Source organism: Flavimaribacter sediminis (genome assembly GCF_019492055.1).
GTDB classification, from domain to species: Bacteria; Pseudomonadota; Alphaproteobacteria; order Rhizobiales; family Rhizobiaceae; genus Flavimaribacter; species Flavimaribacter sediminis.
The window spans coordinates 447,212-462,839 of the sequence record NZ_JAICBX010000004.1; the positions used below are offsets into that span (position 1 = coordinate 447,212).

Here is a 15,628-nt window from a genome sequence, read left to right on the forward strand (position 1 = left end):
AGTCTGGCTGAGTTGCTTTTCCCGAATGCTTCGGTAAACCACGATCGCAAGCGATGCAACAGGCCAATATGAATGCGCCTCATGCTTTGCAGCAATCCAGCGCCGAAATTAAGGCGCGCAAAGGCAAACACATGATATTCGGCTATTTTAGCAGAAACCGGAAAAATCGGGAAATCGTTCGTTCAATCTACGGTCAACTGACCGGAGCGGCGCGCAAACCGTCCTACTATATGCACATGAACGTCCCGGATACTGTGATGGGTCGGTACGAGATGATCAGCATCATGATGATTCTCTTCCTGCGCCGCACGGGTCAGGCTTCCTCGACCGTTCAGGAACTGGCGCAGGATGTCGTCGACAGCTTCTTCGCCGAGATCGACCATTCGATCAGGGAGCTTGGCGTTGGCGACAACAGCGTGCCGAAACGCATGAAGAAGCTCGCCCGCATGTTCTATGGGCGCGCGGAAGCCTATCGCGCGGCTCTCGATGCAGGAGACGCCGCCGCGCTGGCTGAGGCTTTGAAGCGCAATATTCACCCTGGCCTAGCCGGCGACGCCGCGGCGGAGCCAGGCGTGGACATGAGCGCGCTCGCGGAAGCGGTGCTGCGTCTCGACGAAGAGTTCTCCGGTTGCGAGGAGGCTGGCATCCTGTCCGGCGATATTCTGCAGCGGCCGGCTGAATCAGTATAACAGGAAACGGTCGCAAATGTCTGAGAAGAAGTCCGAAACATTCTCCTGGCCGGTCAATGTCGGCCATATCTCCAAGAATCCGGTGACGGTTCACGTCGAGGCCGATGAACGTCAGCGTGAGGCGCTGGCGCGGCGCTGGAATGTTCCCGCGGTGGAATCGGTCGAGGGCGACTTCGACCTGTCGCGCTGGAAGCGCGACGGCGTGCGCGTGAAGGGCCGGGTGAAGGCGTCGCTTGTTCAGAACTGCGTCGTGACGCTGGAGCCGGTGCATGAGACCATAGACGAGGAGGTGGAGGCGCTGTTCGTGCCGGAGGGCTCGAGGCTCGCGCGTGTTGACACGGACGAGACCGGAGAGATGGTGGTCGATGCGGAGGGACCGGACATTCCCGAGACTTTCACTGGCGACAGCATCGACATCGCCGCCATATGCGAGGAGTTTATAGTGTTGGCAATCAATCCTTATCCGCGTAAAGAGGGCGCGGCTTTTACGCCTCCTTCTGATGACGCCTCCGATGAGAGTGAGAAGGTTTCGCCCTTTGCAGGATTGAAGGGCTGGAGCGGAACGAAACAGTAGAGCGTTTGGTCTCAGTGTAATTTCCCGCGACAGGCGGCGGAAATGCCGGAAAAACACGACAAACCGGTTGTATCAACTTGGAAAGAGTCTATTTATGGCGCCCTGTGAAAAGCTTCAGTAACAGATCATGCGTATCGAGACCCCAATACTGTCCGGATATGGCGTCAGAACTGGATTGCCGCAACCAGAAAAAGAATAAGAGGGAAAATCTAGTTTGATCACCATTTCCGTGGACGTGATGGGCGGTGATTTCGGGCCGGAGGTAGCCATACCGGGTCTGGCGAAGTCACTGGACCGGCATCCCGAACTGAAATTCCTCCTCTATGGCGAGGAGGACAAGTGCACGGCTTTGATCGCCGAACACCCGAAGCTTGCGGCGGCAAGCACGTTTCATCACTGCGATATCTCGGTGCGCATGGACGACAAGCCTAGCAAGGCGTTGCGTCAGGGTCGCTGGCGCTCGTCCATGTGGCGCAGCATTGAGGCTGTCAAGAACGGCGAGGCGAATGTCTGCGTGTCTGCGGGAAACACCGGCGCGCTTATGGCGATGTCCAGGTTTTGCCTCAGAACCATGGCGAATATCGAACGTCCGGCAATTGCCGCCATCTGGCCAACCTTGCGCGGTGAGAGCATCGTGCTCGACGTCGGCGCGACGGTGGGCGCGGACGCCCAGCAACTCACCGACTATTCCATGATGGGCGCCGCCATGGCGCGCGCGCTCTTCGAGATCGACAGGCCGTCCGTGGGGCTGCTCAACGTCGGCGTCGAGGAGGTCAAGGGGCTGGAAGAAGTCAAGGAAGCGGGTCGCATCCTCAAGGCGAGCGAACTACCGGGCATGAACTATCACGGTTTCGTGGAAGGCGACGATCTTGGCAAGGGAACGGTCGATGTCGTCGTGACAGAAGGCTTTGCGGGCAATATCGCGCTGAAGACCGCGGAAGGCACGGCGCGGCAGATCGCAGAATATCTGCGCGCCGCCATGGGCCGCACAATCCTTGCCCGTCTCGGCTATATTCTGGCGAAAAGCGCTTTCGACAGGCTTCGTGAGAAGATGGACCCGCGCAGGGTCAATGGCGGCGTCTTTTTGGGCTTGAACGGCATCGTCATCAAGAGTCACGGCGGGACGGACGCAGACGGCTTCGCAGCAGCTGTCGATGTTGCGCACGATATGGCGCGAAATGATCTGATATCGAAGATCGAAAACGATCTTAAACTCTACCACGCGAAACAAACGATTGGCAGCGTGCAGGCGGCAGTGAGTCAGGGGTAACAATGATCCGAACAGTGGTGCGGGGTTACGGGTCGTGCCTTCCCGAAAAGGCAGTGACCAACAAGGATCTGGAAAGCCTCGTCGAGACCTCGGACGAATGGATTGTCCAGCGCACGGGCATCCGCCAGCGTTATGTTGCGGGCGAGGGCGAGACGACCTGTTCGCTGGGCGCCGGCGCAGGGAGGGCCGCGCTGGAAAACGCCGGTTTCGAGCCTCAGGACATTGACCTGATCATTGTGGCGACGTCGACGCCTGACAATACCTTTCCGGCCGCAGCCGTCGATATTCAGAATCGCCTCGGGATTACGCAGGGCGCAGCCTTCGACGTGCAGGCCGTGTGCTCGGGCTTCGTTTTCGCCTTGACGACGGCCGACGCCTATCTGCGCACGGGGCTTGCCAAACGCGCGCTGGTGATTGGCGCCGAAACATTCTCGCGGCTTCTCGACTGGACAGACCGCACAACCTGCGTGTTGTTCGGGGACGGCGCCGGAGCCTTGGTTGTAGAGGCGGTCGAATCCACCGGAACGCTGGACGATCGTGGCGTGCTTGCAAGCAAGCTGCGATCCGACGGTTGTCACAAGAACAAGCTCTATGTCGACGGCGGTCCGTCGTCGACACAAACGGTCGGGCATCTGCGGATGCAGGGGCGTGAAGTCTTCAAACATGCTGTCGGAATGATTACCGATGTGATCGAATCCGTCTTCGACGCGACAGGCATGAACGCCGACGATATCGACTGGTTCGTGCCGCATCAGGCCAACAAGCGCATTATCGACGCGTCTGCGCGCAAGCTCGGCATCGACCCCGACAAGGTCGTCATAACTGTCGATAGTTATGGAAACACGTCGGCGGCGTCCATTCCACTGGCGCTTTGCGATGCGCTGGACGCGGGTCGGATCAAGCAGGGCGACGTCGTGCTCCTGGAGGCGATGGGCGGTGGATTCACCTGGGGGGCCGTCCTGGTTCGTTGGTAGGCGGCCACCGTAATTTGATGTTTTGCAACCTTTTTCGGTTGCTGGCCGGAAAAATCACGGCTTGACCGGTCCAAAATACGTCAATAGTGTCTAAGCGCTGCAAAATAAATATTTGATAAGCATTCGGGGACGGCGAAATATAAATGAGCGGGAAAACGGTCACCAGGGCGGATCTTGCGGAAGCAGTGTTCCGAAAGGTTGGACTGTCGCGTACAGAATCCGCGTCTCTCGTCGAAATGGTAATCGACGAGATCTGCAACGCCATCGTCAGGGGCGAAAGCGTCAAGCTCTCTTCCTTCGCCACATTCCAGATCAGGGACAAGAACGAGCGGATCGGCCGCAATCCGAAGACGGGCGAGGAAGTGCCGATTTCGCCGCGCCGGGTCATGACGTTCAAGGCCTCCAACGTGCTCAAGCAGCGCGTTCTTGATGCGCATCTGAAACGCAAGAAGAACGGTTAGGGTCAGGGCCCGCAGCCGAGTACGTTCTTTTTACTTGAAAAATCCACAATTTAGCGGTGCAATCAGCGCAAGCCGAGTCGGTCCGCGCTTCGGGCGTCACGCCGGTTGTCGCAATGCTCCGACCGGCGTCTCGGACCCAACAGGAGGTCGGTGAAATGGACAAGAGCCCTGACGCTTTCCGAACCATCAGCGAAGTCGCTGACGAACTGGATCTGCCGCAGCATGTTCTCCGTTTTTGGGAGACCCGTTTCAATCAGATAAAGCCCATGAAGCGCGGCGGTGGTCGTCGTTATTATCGTCCGGACGACGTGGAGCTTCTGAAGGGCATCCGCCATCTCCTCTATGATCAGGGCTTCACAATCAAGGGCGTGCAGAAACTGCTCAAGCAGAACGGATCTCGCTTCGCAATTTCCATCGGCGCCGGAGAGGTTACAGCGGCTGAGGCTCTTTCAGCCTTCGACAAGACGCAGGCGCCCGAGCCCGAACAGACGCCGAAGACGCGGGAGGATACGGGCTTCGAGGATGACCGGTTGGTCGGCCAGGCCAAGGTTCCGAAGGGCAAGAGACTGTTCGGCTTCGGCGGCGGCAAGGAAGGCGAGAGCGACGGCGAACCTGATCTTGCGGCGGATGACAAGGCGTTGCTGCAGGAAACGCTCTACGAATTGCTGGAATGCAAGCGAATATTGGATCAGGCGCGGTAGGGCCGGGTCGCCTCTTGCGCCGCGCAATATGAAATGCGCAACCAGACAGGCGATCCCTATTTCGTGTCAGTTTTTCCGTTTTTCCCGGATTCCGCCTTTGCCGTCTCTGACGCCGCGTCGTCCGGCGGCCGTGGCTGGAAAGCGTATTGTTTGCGATAGGCGGCGTAGTCGGTCGTCTTGGGCTCAGATTCAGGTTCCGGATCCGGCTCCGGTTTTTCAGCCGGTTTTTCCTCCACGCGGCGCGCCCTTGGAGCTGGCTTTGCCCTGTCGATGCGGCGCTGGGCGTCCGCCAGTACGCGCAGATGATTTTCGATCAGGATAAGGCAGGCGAGGAGGCCGCCTCCCAGAGATGCAACAAGGAAACCGGCCGAGAAACCGATCAGGCCGCCAACCCATGGCTCCACCTGCATGACCGGCGCCTGCACATAACCGTAGACTGTGCCGGCGACGATACAGGCCGCCGCCAGAATGCGGATGATGCCCGAAAGAAAATCGACCAGAAGATGCAGCATTGCGTGGGCGCGCTCCCGAAAGTCCCGCAAGATTATCACATATGGTGATTTTGTCCCGTTCTGATAAACAGGGCGTTACCGTGGCTTAGTCACTGCCTGTTTGCAGATGGGAGCGGAAAACGGTTGATGTCGAACCGTTCGATTTCCTGGAGATATTCGATGAAGCCGTCTGCCTGGTGTATGGCGGTGGCCTTGCCTTTTTCGGCGGTGGCGGCCGACGCGTCGCCGACGACGCCGGCGGAACTCAGGTCCGATGCGATCCATCCGTAGGAGGTCGGGCCTGTTGGCGCCAGCCGGTCATCGGGCGCTATGTCTTCGGCCGTCGAGCGAAAGTTTTCCGCCTTCGTCATATCGACGAGGTCAGGCTGGAAATGGAGCATCAGCGACGTTTCGACGTCGCCGCCGTGAATACCGTAGGCGCGCTCGTGGTCCGAATACATACCTTCCGGATGGCCCAGGCCCCCCCATTGGCACTTGGCGACCAGCATGCCGGCGCGCACGCGCAGTTCTCGCGCGACGATGCCGATAATGTCCAGATTGCCGCCGTGGGAGTTGACGATCACCATCTTGCGCACGCCGGCCCGCGCAACGGAAAGTCCGATCTCCGTCCACATGCCGATCACAAGCTCCGCCGGCAGGGTAAGCGTTCCAGGCGCATGCAGATGCTCGTTCGACTTGCCAACCGCCTGAACCGGCAGAACACGGATGTCGAGCGCTTCCGGAGCGCGTTCGCTCATCGTCTCCAGCATGCCCTGGTTGATCATCGTGTCGACGCCGACCGGAAGGTGCGGACCATGCTGCTCGATCGCCGCCGTCGGCAGGATCGCGATCGTTTTCTGAGGATCGATATCCTGGTATTCAGTCGTCTTGTAGGCGGCCCAAATGTGCTGATCCTTCATGCTTGGTCTCCCCGGCTTGCCGTCAGTTTTGCAATTGCTTTTTCAACTTTTTCAAGATGCCGCGCGCGGCTTTCCGCAGTCGAACTGTCCATGCTGTAGTGGGCTGCGAAAGATTTGCGGGCGCGTGGATGGCAAAGCAGGCCGATGCCGCGCAATATGGTCTTACGGCCCAGCGACCCGATGAAAAATGTCAGCCACCATGACGCGCCGCAGGTCGTGTAGACGGCGAGCCGTCGAACGTTGCGCAGGAGAGGCTTTATGTCGCCGCCGTCCGGCATTTCGAACGCTACTCCAGGCAGCAGAATCCGCTCCATCCAGCCCTTCAGGATGGCGGGATGCCCGTACCACCAAGTCGGATAGACAAAGATCAGCGTGTCGCACCATGCGAGCGCTTCGGCGTGTCGCGCGATATCGTCGCTTCTGTCCTCTGTTGCTTCATAACTGCGCCACTCGCTTTCGGACAGCACAGGCTGGAAGGCTTCCCCGTAAAGGTCGATCACGCGCAATTCCGCACCGATCTTCCGGAGATGACCGGTCACGACATCGCGCACGGCGGACGTGAAACTGCCCTCGTGCGGGTGGCAATAGACCACCAGTGCGTTCATCGAACTAAAACCGCTCCATTTCGGTCTTCACGCGCTCCACGAAGCCGGCCCGCTTCTTTTCGTCGGCGCGGTTCATGTCATAGAGAGCAAGATAACGCGTCTTGACCTGCGGGTGCATGACAAAGCGCAATGGTCGGGTTACGACCTTTCGCGGCGGGTCGCCGGAAAGGAAGGCGCGCATCCTGCTGCCGCCATAGGTGGTGACGGCCGCAAGCTTGCGGATATTGGTCAGATTGGGCGCCACCTTCTCGTCGACAAGTTTGAAGGAAATCCCGGGCAGGAATACCCGGTCGAAGAATCCCTTGAGAATGGCGGGGTAGCCAAAGTTCCACACGGGAAAGACAAGCACCAGCGCTTCCGCCGCCTGCAGCCGTTCGACATATTCGGCCACCGGACCGGTGTTGATGTCTTCCTCATGGTAGTTGCGCCGCTCTTCGGTCGTCAGGACCGGTGAAAAGCCTTCGGCGTTCAGGTCGCAATCATCGATCTCCCATCCACGCGCTTGGAGCGTGTCGACGACAGTCTTGTGAAGCGACGATGAAAAGCTCTCCGGGACGGGGTGTGCGAACAGGACCAGGGTGCGCATTCAGCCGGCCTTCCGCATTCCGGAATAGTCGTACATCGTCTCGTAGCTCCAGTCGGGCTTGTCCCAGGCGATCATTTTTCCCGGGTTGAGCAAGCCCTTCGGGTCTGCTTCCCTCTTGAAGTCAAGCTGGCGCGCATCGGCCATCTGGCGGCCGCCTTCCTCGAGCGTGTAGCGATGCGGATTGAAGATCATGCAGCCCAGGTCTTCATGAATGCGGATGATCTCTTCCAGGCGTTCCTCGGTGGTGAAACGCACGATGGGCAGTCCGGCGAAATGGATCTTGCCGTTGCCGCGAATGGCCTCAAGATGTTGCGGGACCTCGTCGCCGAAGATCTTCCTGATTTCTGCAACCTTCTCCAGGTGATCGGGAAAGCCGTAGCGAACCTGCAGATAGGTGATGGTCGGATCGAATTTGAGACCGCGCAGGGTCGTATGGTTCCAGGCGTACTCGAAGATATGACCAGGATTACGCGCCCAGTCATTGTCGTCCGAGCGGTAGATGATCTCCGCACTCGCAACGCGTTTGGTAAAGGTTTCGAATGCGTCGATCGACTGCGGCGCGACCATCAGCATGACGAGATTCTGTTCGCGCCGTATATAGGGCTTGAAGCGCTGGAAATAATCGTAAGGGACAGGCGCTTCGATGGGCGTCGCCAGTTTCAAGAGTATGCCGTCCTCGTTGGCGAGGTCGTCGGCGTATTTCGCTGCGTCCATGAAATCGTCGAAGGCGACCCCGACATCGACCCATTCATAGGCGGGCGCAAGTGGCATTTCGAGTTCGGTAATGATGCCGTTGGTGCCATAGGCATGGGAGACGCGGGCGAGTTCCTCGCCGGTGAATTCGTGAACCAGCGGCTCTTCCTCCATCGTCACCACGCGCAACCGGATAATGTTGCCGAGGTCGCGCAGCGATCCCCAGCGCACGGAACCGACGCCGCCTGAACCGCCGGCAATGAATCCGCCGATTGTGGCGGTCGCCCAGGTCGAGGAAAACATGCGGATTTCCTGGCCGGAAGCGGCGATGCAGGCGGCGTCCAGGTCCTTGAGCAGGCAACCCGGCTCAACGATCACACGGCCCGGCAGTACTTCCTTGACCTCGGTCATGTTCTTCATATGCATGACGCAGCCGCCGGAAAAGGGCATCGCCTGTCCGTAATTGCCGGTTCCGGCGCCGCGCGTCGTTACGGGGCAGTCATGTTCGTAACAGACCTTGAGAACCTCGATGACCTCGGCCTCGTTGCGTGGCGAGACAACGAAATCGCCGACGACATGGTCGAGCCGCGTTTTCAGAACGGGGGAGTACCAGAAAAAATCCCGGCTTTTGTTCTTGATGGTCACCGGGTTGTCGTCGATTTCCAGATGGGCGAGCTTCTCCTTGGCTGCGGCTACGTTCGGCGTCATGCATCCTCCATGAGGTGGTCGAGTTCCCGGTAATCGGGCAATGTTCTGTCGATCGGTTTTCCGTTGCGCACGACGATGCGGTCGGACTGGGGGCGGGCGAAGAGCTCTGTCCAGTCCCTTGCGTTGCAGATCACAAGATCGGCCGGGTCTCCGGGTTCGAGCGCTTGGCTCGAGAATCCGCATACATCGGACGGCGTGGTGTTGAAAGAGCGGATCCAGTCCGGATCGGAATGGTCGAGCTGGGCGATGCGCGTAGCCTCGCGCAGCACCTCCATCATGTCCAGATCGCCATAGGCGTAGAACGGATCACGCGTGTTGTCGGAGGCGAAGGAAACCGGAATTCCGCGGGATTTCATTTCGTGCACCAGCGTAACGCCGCGCCAGCGCGGCGTCCGGCCACGCTCGCGCGACTGCAAGTACATGTTGCACATGGGAAGCGACACCACGGCGATGCCGGCCTCGGCCATAAGGTCCATGGTCCGGTCGGCGTAGTCTTCCTCCTGAACAGCCAGCGAGCAGCAGTGCCCGACGACGATCGGGGCGTCGAATTTCATCTCGATCGCCGTCTCCGCAATAGAGCGCAGCGTCCGCACGGCCGGATCACCCGTCTCGTCGACATGAAAATCCACGACCAGATTGCGGTCGGCGGCGGTTCGGAAGAAGAATTCCAGACGTTGCTTGAGATCGGGAACAGGGAATGTGACCGTGCCAAGCACGCCGCCGCTGTCCACGACCCGATCAGCCGTCTTAACGAACGGGCTGTCCGGTTCGACCGCCTCGATGGTGAGCAGGCAGCTTGCCTGAAGCTCGATGCGGTCTTTCCAGTCTTCCCTGACCTCGCGGAAAACAGGCCAGGAGATCGCGTCCTGGGGCGCGAGGCTGTCGATATGGGTGCGGACTGCGCGTGTTCCGTGAGCATAGGCGCAGCGCAGCGCGAAATCCATGCGCGCGCGGACGTCCTCCGCCGACCAGTTCGCTTCTCTGTCGGCGCCCACAGTCGTCAGCGCCCCCATGAACGTCCCGTCGGGATTACTCGCGCGGCGCCAGATATGCCCCTTGTCGAGATGCGTATGCATGTCGGTGAAAGCCGGAAGGACGATCGACCCGCCCATGTCGATTTCCGGACCGGTCGCCTCGGCGCCGACCTTTCCGTCGGCAATTGCGAGGTCAACCGGGAGAAAGTCGCCATCGGCGCCGCTGAGCCCGGATGGCGTGACGCAGTTCGTCAGTGTAAAGGCGCCGCCAGCGGGCAGTGTCCTGAAATCCATCTCAACTTTCCCGCTTTATTGCGCTTTCATGCCATTTCCGCAGCAGGAGATGGCTTACCAGGCTAAGCACCGCGTAGATCAGGACGCCGGTTCCTGCGATCAGGATCAAGCCTGCGAACATGCGCGGAATGTTCAGCCGGTAGCCGGCCTCCAAAATACGGAAGGCGAGCCCTGAGCCGATGCCGCCGGTTCCGGCGACGAACTCGGCGACTACCGAGCCGATCAGCGCCAGACCGCCTGCGATCCGCAGGCCGCCGAGAAAATAGGGCAGGGCGGAAGGAAGCTGCAGATAAAGCAGCCGCTGCCAGCGGCTGGCGCCGTAGATGCTGAAAAGGTCGCGCAAATTGTGATCGGCGCTCCTGAGGCCCAGTGTCGTATTCGACAGAACCGGAAAGAACGCGACGATCCAGGCGCAGATCAGCAGGCCGACGAGTTTGTTTTCGACATAGATGAAGATCAGAGGCGCGATCGCCACGATCGGCGTCACCTGCAGAACGACGGCGTATGGATAGAACGACATCTCCACGAGGCGCGACTGATTGAACAGGATCGCGAGGCCGGCGCCGCCGATGACGGCGACCAGCAGGGCGAGCAATGTGATCTGCAGGGTCACCATCAGTGCGTCGAGCAATATCGCCCTGTCCTGAATGAGGGTCTGGAAGACGAGACCTGGCCCCGGGAGAATGTAGTGCGGGATCTCGTTGATCCTGATGATCCAGTCCCAAGCGAGAATTCCGACTGCGAACACGACGACCGGGAGTATCCATTTGCCGATGCGATTGCGTAATTCCTTGCGCGCCCTTGCGCGTTCTTCCTCGTCGACGAAGGAAGCTGCGGGATCTTGGACGAGGTCGCTCATTGCCGGGGTCCTTCCTGGGCTTCTTTCAACGCCTGAGACGCCGCGCGGCAATAGGCGGCGTAGTCGTTCGAAGTCCTGAATTCTTCTTCCCGCGGATAAGGCTTGTCCACCTTCAGTTCCTGCATAACCCGGCCGGGACGCGCCGCCATGATGACGATGCGGTCGGACAGGAACACGCTCTCGAAAACTGAATGCGTAACGAAGACGACCGTACAGTCGATCTTCGCCTTCATCTGCAGCAGGTCGTTGTTGAGCTTGAAACGCGTGATCTCGTCGAGGGCGGCGAACGGTTCGTCCATGAGCACGAGCTTTGGCTTGGTCACCATGGCGCGCGCAATAGACACGCGCATCTTCATGCCGCCGGAGAGTTCCCGCGGATAGGCGTGTTCGAAGCCCGCCAGACCAACGAGCTCTAGGGCTTCGCGAATGTCGTCCCTGACCTTCGCGAAGGAAACACCCTTGAGCCGCATAGGCAGCCAGACATTCTTTTCGACGGTCGCCCACGGCATCAGCGTCGGTTCCTGGAACACCACGCTCAGGGATTCGCCCTGGCGTCCGTCTTCCCACCGGATGAAGCCGTTCGTCGGTTGCATCAGACCCGCAATCAGTCTGAGCGCCGTCGACTTGCCACAGCCCGAGGGGCCGAGCAGGCTGATGAAATCGCCCTCGCATATATCAAGCGACATGTTCTGAAGCGCGACCACGTCGCGCCCGAAAACCTTGTCGACTTTATGAAGTGTGAGGAGCTTGTCGCGCGACGCGGAATAATCGGTCGCTGAAACCTGAATTTCCATAATTTCTGTCCAGTGGACAGTGGGCGGATCTGGTCCGCCCGCTGAGGCCAGAGTTTATGCGAGTAATCTAGTGTCAGTCTTTCTTGAGGTCCATGCCGACGCCGTCGCCGACGAACTCGGCGTCGAAGGTCGCTTCCCAGTCGATGTTTCCGCCAACGACGCCGACTTCGACCATCTTGTCATAGAAGTCCTTGACCTTCTCGGGCGTGATGACGCCAATGCCCATTTCCAGAGCGTCGCCGCTGTCGACGATGCCGTATTCTTTCATCTTTTCGACGGCGTAGTCGATCTTGTCATCGGTCATTTCCGGATTGTCGGCCTTGATCAGTTCGTCAGCACCGGAGCGATCGCCATAGAGGTAGGTGTACCAGCCCTTGATCGAGCCGTCGACGAAGCACTTCACCACTTCCGGCTTGTTCTTGATCGTGTCGGCCATGGTTTCGATCGTCGTGGCGTAGGTCGAATAGCCGGCGTCGGCGATCAGGAACACGGCCGGCGTGAACCCGGCTTCCTTCTCGACGACGTAGGGTTCCGACGAAAGATAGCCCTGCATGCCCTTTTTCGGATCGGCGATGAAAGGCGCCGGGTTGAACGTATAGGGCTCCCGCTGTTCTGCGGTGAAGCCATAGGCCGCGATCATCCACTGATAGTAGCTCTGGAACCCGTTGTCGCCGATCAGCAGCGTCAGGTTTTTCAGATCTTCCCATGTCTCGGCCTCGCCGGGATGCGCGAGGATAACCTGCGGATGCTTCTGGAAGATTGCGGCGACGGCGACCACCGGAATGTTCTGCTCAACCGCAGAGAAAGCCTGCAGCATGTCGCCGCCCATATGAAACTGCAGCTTGCCGGCGAGCATCAATGCACGGTTGTTGACCTGCGGTCCGCCCGGAACGATCTCGACTTCCAGTCCGCATGCCTCATAGGTGCCGTCAGCGACAGACTGGTAGAAGCCGCCGTGCTCGGCCTGGGCCAGCCAGTTCGTTCCGAATGCGACCTTCTCAAGCGCGAAAGCCGAAGTGGAAGCGGTGAGCGCCGCGATGCCGGCCGCCAGGAATACGGTTTTCATGAAAACTCTCCATGTTGTTGTATCGATCTGACGCCAGACTTGGCATGAGCATATGGATTGTCAACGAATTTCTGATTAAAATATATTCAATAGATGCTTGGGATTAATTATTGTGCAAAATCAGATCGCAATGCGCAATGATTGTTCATTGTTGACGCATTAAGAGGCAGAAACAGGGATTGAAGACCATGAGAGCATTGACGCCGAAACAGATTGCTCCTCCTTTCGCGCACTATTCCCACGGCGTGGAGGCACCGCCGGGAAGCCGCATTGTGCGAACGTCCGGGCAACTTGGACTGCGCGACGACGGCGTCGTTCCGGACGATGTGCGATCGCAGGCTGAGATATGCTTTGCAAATATCGACGCCATTCTGGCCGAGGCCGGAATGGATCGAAGCTGCATTTTCCATATCACCGCCTATGTCACTGACCGCGCATGGATGCAGGGCTACATGCAGGCGCGGGACGCCTATGTAGCTGGGGTCGAACCTCCGCCGGCTTCAACGCTGATCATCGTCAGTGGCTTCACGCGAGAGGAATTCAAGGTTGAAATTGAGGTGATGGCCGCCGCGGAATAGCTTGCCTGTTGGCGCGAATTCTCAACTTGCGAGATTATCAAAAATTCAATCTTGAATTGAGTTGTTTCTGTCTCGCAATTAATGTTCCGGACAGGCGATGTTCATCTGCGGTCCCCCATATTGAGGTTGTTCAGCAATCAAACGGGAGATGACAGATGAATATCTTAAAGAGCAATCGCAGCGCCGACCACGTCGAAGCCCCCCTGATCGCACGTGATCATCGTGCCAGATGGTTCAAACGCAGCTTCGCATCCTGCAAGGACGCCTACAACAAACGACGCGGTGAAAGGCGGCCCAACCCGCTGATGATGCGTGGTCTGCACATCAGCTGAAGAACGGAAAATGATGAATAGCTCCCTCCCAGTGGCGCCGGATAACGAAAAGTCCGGCGCCTTTTCCGTATCTATTGGGCGTGTTTCTCCACCATCCTTGCGGTCCTGACGGTCCTGCCGACGACGCTGGATTTGTTGGCTGGGCGGGTGACATAGCGCACGAAGGCGTTGACCGCCTGATCGACTGTTTTGGCCTTGCGAAACTGCGGAAATCGGTTGGCTTCACCGATGATAAGCGCAATGTTGCTGTCAGCCGAGGTCAGCGTGCCGACACTTTGGCCGCGGCCAAGGCCGCCTCTTTTATTGAGCTGAAACAGACCGTAGCAACCGCAACCCCTGTTGACCGCCTTCGGGTTCAGCGTGGATTCGCGAATGGCGACAGATACGGCGGCGATCTGATGCTGCCTGCCGTACCCCGCCTTGGCGAAGCCGCGCGCGATCTTGTTGGCGACCGAAACCTGAGATTTGTTGTAGCCTTTCAGCGTGTTGAAATGGACCCGGTTCGGCTTGAATGCGACCGGAAAGACTGACGCCGCGCCATCGTTCGCGACGGCCGACGCCATAGGTGTGGCGGTGGAGATCGCGCAAAGCGCCGCGACGACAAGACCGGCGGCCCTGACGCCGATAAAACCATGTTTCTTCATTGTGGGATACTAACCTGCTGGCCGCAATCGGTGGTTTGACAAGAGCGCGGGATCACACCCGGCCGTTACTGATAGCTCGCGGGTAGGCAGGGTTTGGGGCGAAAAAGTGTCGAAATTCTCAAGTCATGTTTCAATTTATTACAATATTGACGCCGGGTATTTTGGCTTTTTATCCGAATTGAGCTCTCTGATCTTTCAAGGATTACGTGTGAAACAACACATAATTCCGAAAAAATAGGACTATACTTCTCCAATACGCTCGTATCGGAACGAATAACACGGCTGGTCTGTGTGCGGGCGTATCGCAGGCAAGCCGGCGACAATGGCGGAGTGGACGATGCCCAAGATCAGCTATGACGATTACCTGCGGATAGCGCGCAATCCCGATGTCAGTGACGAAGAGCTTCTTCGCTATTCAACAGTCAGGCGCGGAGAGGGCGCCTTCAGCATCGTTGTGGAGCCCGACCCCGAGATGGTCGAGATGACCGCGGAAGACGTTGAACTCGAAAACGCCATGCAGATGGGCAATGGCCTTGCGCGTTACCGGCGGCAGGCGCATTTTCGCACCCGAAAAGCCCTCGGGTCGTCGCTGCCGGTTCTGGTCTCGGAATGCGACAGCTGGGGCCAGTTCCCGCTCCTGATCAAGGAGATCATCGACCAGCTCTACGACGACTATCTCATATGGTCTGTCGGCGCCGCCGGAGATACGGCGCAGAACATGGTCTTCGGGCCGCAGCAACCCGGCAGGACGGAATACATGCTTGCGCTGCGCCAGCAGATGCCGGCGGTGAAGGGGTTTATCTTCTCGGCTGCGGGCAACGACATTATCGGAGAGGATACGGTTACGGGCGAGGCAGTGCTTCTGAACATCCTGACGCCCTTCAACGGCGATCCGGACGACGTGGAAGGCCATATCAACCACTCGCTGCTGCGCGACAAACTGGATTTTCTGAGAGGGGCCTATTCGACAGTGATCGAGAACGTCCGCAAGGAGCCCGGTTTCAGCAGATTGCCGATCTTCATTCACGGTTACGACTATGTTTTCCCCTATCCCTGGGGAAGCAGCGATCCGCGAAATCCGGCCTATGCCGACAACAATGAGTGGCTTGGCGCGCCGCTGGACGCCCGCGGAATCATGCATCCCGCATTGCGCAGGGGCGTCTGCGCCTACCTCATCGACCGGCTTTACGAAATGCTTGAGGAATTTGCCGGAGATTCGAGCCAGACACAGGTCTGGCTGGTGGATTGTCGCGGCGCCATGCCGGACGTGTCCGATTGGAACGACGAAATACATGGAACGAGCGCCGGCTTTGCGAAAGTGGCGAGCCGTTTCCGGCCCGTGATCGCACAGGCGCTCGCAACGGTCTGATTATCCCATCAAATGCAACGCGCCCGCCGGAGGCTCCGACGGGCGC

General features: G+C 58.8%; 19 protein-coding genes. 9 read left to right on the forward strand and 10 right to left on the reverse strand.

Annotated features, from left to right (window positions below):
- Positions 1 to 53: 53 nt before the first annotated feature.
- The 6 genes from K1W69_RS21105 to K1W69_RS21130 all read left to right on the forward strand — a co-directional run bounded on the left by K1W69_RS21105 (position 54) and on the right by K1W69_RS21130 (position 4,669).
- A complete protein-coding gene (locus tag K1W69_RS21105) occupies positions 54 to 689 on the forward strand; it encodes a ubiquinol-cytochrome C chaperone family protein (RefSeq protein WP_370688284.1) in 636 nt (211 codons plus the stop codon).
- A 16-nt stretch (positions 690 to 705) separates the two neighbouring features.
- Positions 706 to 1,263: a YceD family protein gene (locus tag K1W69_RS21110; protein ID WP_220230417.1), complete on the forward strand. Its 558-nt coding sequence runs from the start codon at positions 706 to 708 to the stop codon at positions 1,261 to 1,263.
- 214 nt (positions 1,264 to 1,477) lie between these two features.
- Complete coding sequence (gene plsX / locus K1W69_RS21115) at positions 1,478 to 2,533, forward strand: phosphate acyltransferase PlsX (RefSeq protein ID WP_220230418.1); 1,056 nt, start codon at positions 1,478 to 1,480, stop codon at positions 2,531 to 2,533.
- Between the two features lie 2 nt (positions 2,534 to 2,535).
- On the forward strand, positions 2,536 to 3,507 hold the full coding sequence (locus K1W69_RS21120; RefSeq protein WP_220230419.1) for a beta-ketoacyl-ACP synthase III: 972 nt from the start codon (positions 2,536 to 2,538) through the stop codon (positions 3,505 to 3,507).
- A 143-nt stretch (positions 3,508 to 3,650) separates the two neighbouring features.
- Positions 3,651 to 3,968 (forward strand): integration host factor subunit alpha, encoded by a 318-nt coding sequence (locus tag K1W69_RS21125; protein ID WP_220230420.1) that lies wholly within the window; start codon positions 3,651 to 3,653, stop codon positions 3,966 to 3,968.
- Between the two features lie 155 nt (positions 3,969 to 4,123).
- Entirely contained in the window at positions 4,124 to 4,669 is a 546-nt protein-coding gene (locus tag K1W69_RS21130; RefSeq protein WP_220230421.1) for a MerR family transcriptional regulator, read from the forward strand.
- Positions 4,670 to 4,725: 56 nt separating this feature from the next.
- On the opposite strand, the gene K1W69_RS21135 is transcribed toward K1W69_RS21130, so the two are convergent.
- The 9 genes from K1W69_RS21135 to K1W69_RS21175 form a co-directional block, all read right to left on the reverse strand.
- A complete protein-coding gene (locus K1W69_RS21135; RefSeq protein ID WP_220230422.1) occupies positions 4,726 to 5,181 on the reverse strand; it encodes a hypothetical protein in 456 nt (151 codons plus the stop codon).
- 89 nt (positions 5,182 to 5,270) lie between these two features.
- The gene (locus K1W69_RS21140) at positions 5,271 to 6,080 is read right to left on the reverse strand and encodes a creatininase family protein (RefSeq protein ID WP_220230423.1); all 810 of its coding nucleotides are present in this window, start codon (positions 6,078 to 6,080) and stop codon (positions 5,271 to 5,273) included.
- Positions 6,077 to 6,685 (reverse strand): NAD(P)H-dependent oxidoreductase, encoded by a 609-nt coding sequence (locus tag K1W69_RS21145; RefSeq protein ID WP_220230424.1) that lies wholly within the window; start codon positions 6,683 to 6,685, stop codon positions 6,077 to 6,079. The genes K1W69_RS21140 and K1W69_RS21145 overlap by 4 nt, the downstream gene beginning before the upstream one ends.
- Positions 6,686 to 6,689: 4 nt before the next feature.
- On the reverse strand, positions 6,690 to 7,271 hold the full coding sequence (locus tag K1W69_RS21150) for an NAD(P)H-dependent oxidoreductase (RefSeq protein WP_220230425.1): 582 nt from the start codon (positions 7,269 to 7,271) through the stop codon (positions 6,690 to 6,692).
- A complete protein-coding gene (locus K1W69_RS21155; RefSeq protein ID WP_220230426.1) occupies positions 7,272 to 8,672 on the reverse strand; it encodes an FAD-binding oxidoreductase in 1,401 nt (466 codons plus the stop codon).
- The gene (locus K1W69_RS21160) at positions 8,669 to 9,940 is read right to left on the reverse strand and encodes a cytosine deaminase (protein ID WP_220230427.1); all 1,272 of its coding nucleotides are present in this window, start codon (positions 9,938 to 9,940) and stop codon (positions 8,669 to 8,671) included. The genes K1W69_RS21155 and K1W69_RS21160 overlap by 4 nt, the downstream gene beginning before the upstream one ends.
- Before the next feature lies 1 nt (position 9,941).
- Entirely contained in the window at positions 9,942 to 10,799 is an 858-nt protein-coding gene (locus tag K1W69_RS21165) for an ABC transporter permease (RefSeq protein ID WP_220230428.1), read from the reverse strand.
- Positions 10,796 to 11,593 (reverse strand): ABC transporter ATP-binding protein, encoded by a 798-nt coding sequence (locus K1W69_RS21170; RefSeq protein ID WP_220230429.1) that lies wholly within the window; start codon positions 11,591 to 11,593, stop codon positions 10,796 to 10,798. The genes K1W69_RS21165 and K1W69_RS21170 overlap by 4 nt, the downstream gene beginning before the upstream one ends.
- A 73-nt stretch (positions 11,594 to 11,666) precedes the next feature.
- Positions 11,667 to 12,659 carry an ABC transporter substrate-binding protein gene (locus tag K1W69_RS21175; RefSeq protein ID WP_220230430.1) on the reverse strand — a complete coding sequence of 331 codons (993 nt, stop codon included), beginning with the start codon at positions 12,657 to 12,659 and terminating at the stop codon, positions 11,667 to 11,669.
- A 188-nt stretch (positions 12,660 to 12,847) separates the two neighbouring features.
- Between K1W69_RS21175 and K1W69_RS21180 the strand changes: the two genes are divergently transcribed.
- Both K1W69_RS21180 and K1W69_RS21185 read left to right on the forward strand, forming a co-directional pair.
- Entirely contained in the window at positions 12,848 to 13,237 is a 390-nt protein-coding gene (locus tag K1W69_RS21180; RefSeq protein ID WP_220230431.1) for a RidA family protein, read from the forward strand.
- A 155-nt stretch (positions 13,238 to 13,392) separates the two neighbouring features.
- Complete coding sequence (locus tag K1W69_RS21185; RefSeq protein ID WP_220230432.1) at positions 13,393 to 13,569, forward strand: hypothetical protein; 177 nt, start codon at positions 13,393 to 13,395, stop codon at positions 13,567 to 13,569.
- A gap of 71 nt (positions 13,570 to 13,640) precedes the next feature.
- Here K1W69_RS21185 and K1W69_RS21190 read toward each other — a convergent pair whose 3' ends face one another.
- On the reverse strand, positions 13,641 to 14,213 hold the full coding sequence (locus K1W69_RS21190) for a phage tail tip lysozyme (RefSeq protein ID WP_220230433.1): 573 nt from the start codon (positions 14,211 to 14,213) through the stop codon (positions 13,641 to 13,643).
- 337 nt (positions 14,214 to 14,550) lie between these two features.
- On the opposite strand from K1W69_RS21190, the gene K1W69_RS21195 reads away from it, so the two are divergent.
- A complete protein-coding gene (locus tag K1W69_RS21195; RefSeq protein WP_220230434.1) occupies positions 14,551 to 15,582 on the forward strand; it encodes a hypothetical protein in 1,032 nt (343 codons plus the stop codon).
- Positions 15,583 to 15,628: the final 46 nt, after the last annotated feature.

Coding starts and splice junctions, on each gene's coding strand:
- K1W69_RS21175 (WP_220230430.1), bottom strand. CDS start 12,659: ATGAAAACCGTATTCCTGGCGGCCGGCATCGCGGCGCTCACCGCTTCC.
- K1W69_RS21145 (WP_220230424.1), bottom strand. CDS start 6,685: ATGAACGCACTGGTGGTCTATTGCCACCCGCACGAGGGCAGTTTCACG.
- K1W69_RS21150 (WP_220230425.1), bottom strand. CDS start 7,271: ATGCGCACCCTGGTCCTGTTCGCACACCCCGTCCCGGAGAGCTTTTCA.
- K1W69_RS21120 (WP_220230419.1), top strand. CDS start 2,536: ATGATCCGAACAGTGGTGCGGGGTTACGGGTCGTGCCTTCCCGAAAAG.
- K1W69_RS21135 (WP_220230422.1), bottom strand. CDS start 5,181: ATGCTGCATCTTCTGGTCGATTTTCTTTCGGGCATCATCCGCATTCTG.
- K1W69_RS21140 (WP_220230423.1), bottom strand. CDS start 6,080: ATGAAGGATCAGCACATTTGGGCCGCCTACAAGACGACTGAATACCAG.
- K1W69_RS21190 (WP_220230433.1), bottom strand. CDS start 14,213: ATGAAGAAACATGGTTTTATCGGCGTCAGGGCCGCCGGTCTTGTCGTC.
- K1W69_RS21110 (WP_220230417.1), top strand. CDS start 706: ATGTCTGAGAAGAAGTCCGAAACATTCTCCTGGCCGGTCAATGTCGGC.
- K1W69_RS21155 (WP_220230426.1), bottom strand. CDS start 8,672: ATGACGCCGAACGTAGCCGCAGCCAAGGAGAAGCTCGCCCATCTGGAA.
- K1W69_RS21165 (WP_220230428.1), bottom strand. CDS start 10,799: ATGAGCGACCTCGTCCAAGATCCCGCAGCTTCCTTCGTCGACGAGGAA.
- K1W69_RS21180 (WP_220230431.1), top strand. CDS start 12,848: ATGAGAGCATTGACGCCGAAACAGATTGCTCCTCCTTTCGCGCACTAT.
- K1W69_RS21170 (WP_220230429.1), bottom strand. CDS start 11,593: ATGGAAATTCAGGTTTCAGCGACCGATTATTCCGCGTCGCGCGACAAG.
- K1W69_RS21185 (WP_220230432.1), top strand. CDS start 13,393: ATGAATATCTTAAAGAGCAATCGCAGCGCCGACCACGTCGAAGCCCCC.
- K1W69_RS21160 (WP_220230427.1), bottom strand. CDS start 9,940: ATGGATTTCAGGACACTGCCCGCTGGCGGCGCCTTTACACTGACGAAC.
- K1W69_RS21105 (WP_370688284.1), top strand. CDS start 54: ATGCAACAGGCCAATATGAATGCGCCTCATGCTTTGCAGCAATCCAGC.
- K1W69_RS21125 (WP_220230420.1), top strand. CDS start 3,651: ATGAGCGGGAAAACGGTCACCAGGGCGGATCTTGCGGAAGCAGTGTTC.
- K1W69_RS21195 (WP_220230434.1), top strand. CDS start 14,551: ATGCCCAAGATCAGCTATGACGATTACCTGCGGATAGCGCGCAATCCC.
- K1W69_RS21130 (WP_220230421.1), top strand. CDS start 4,124: ATGGACAAGAGCCCTGACGCTTTCCGAACCATCAGCGAAGTCGCTGAC.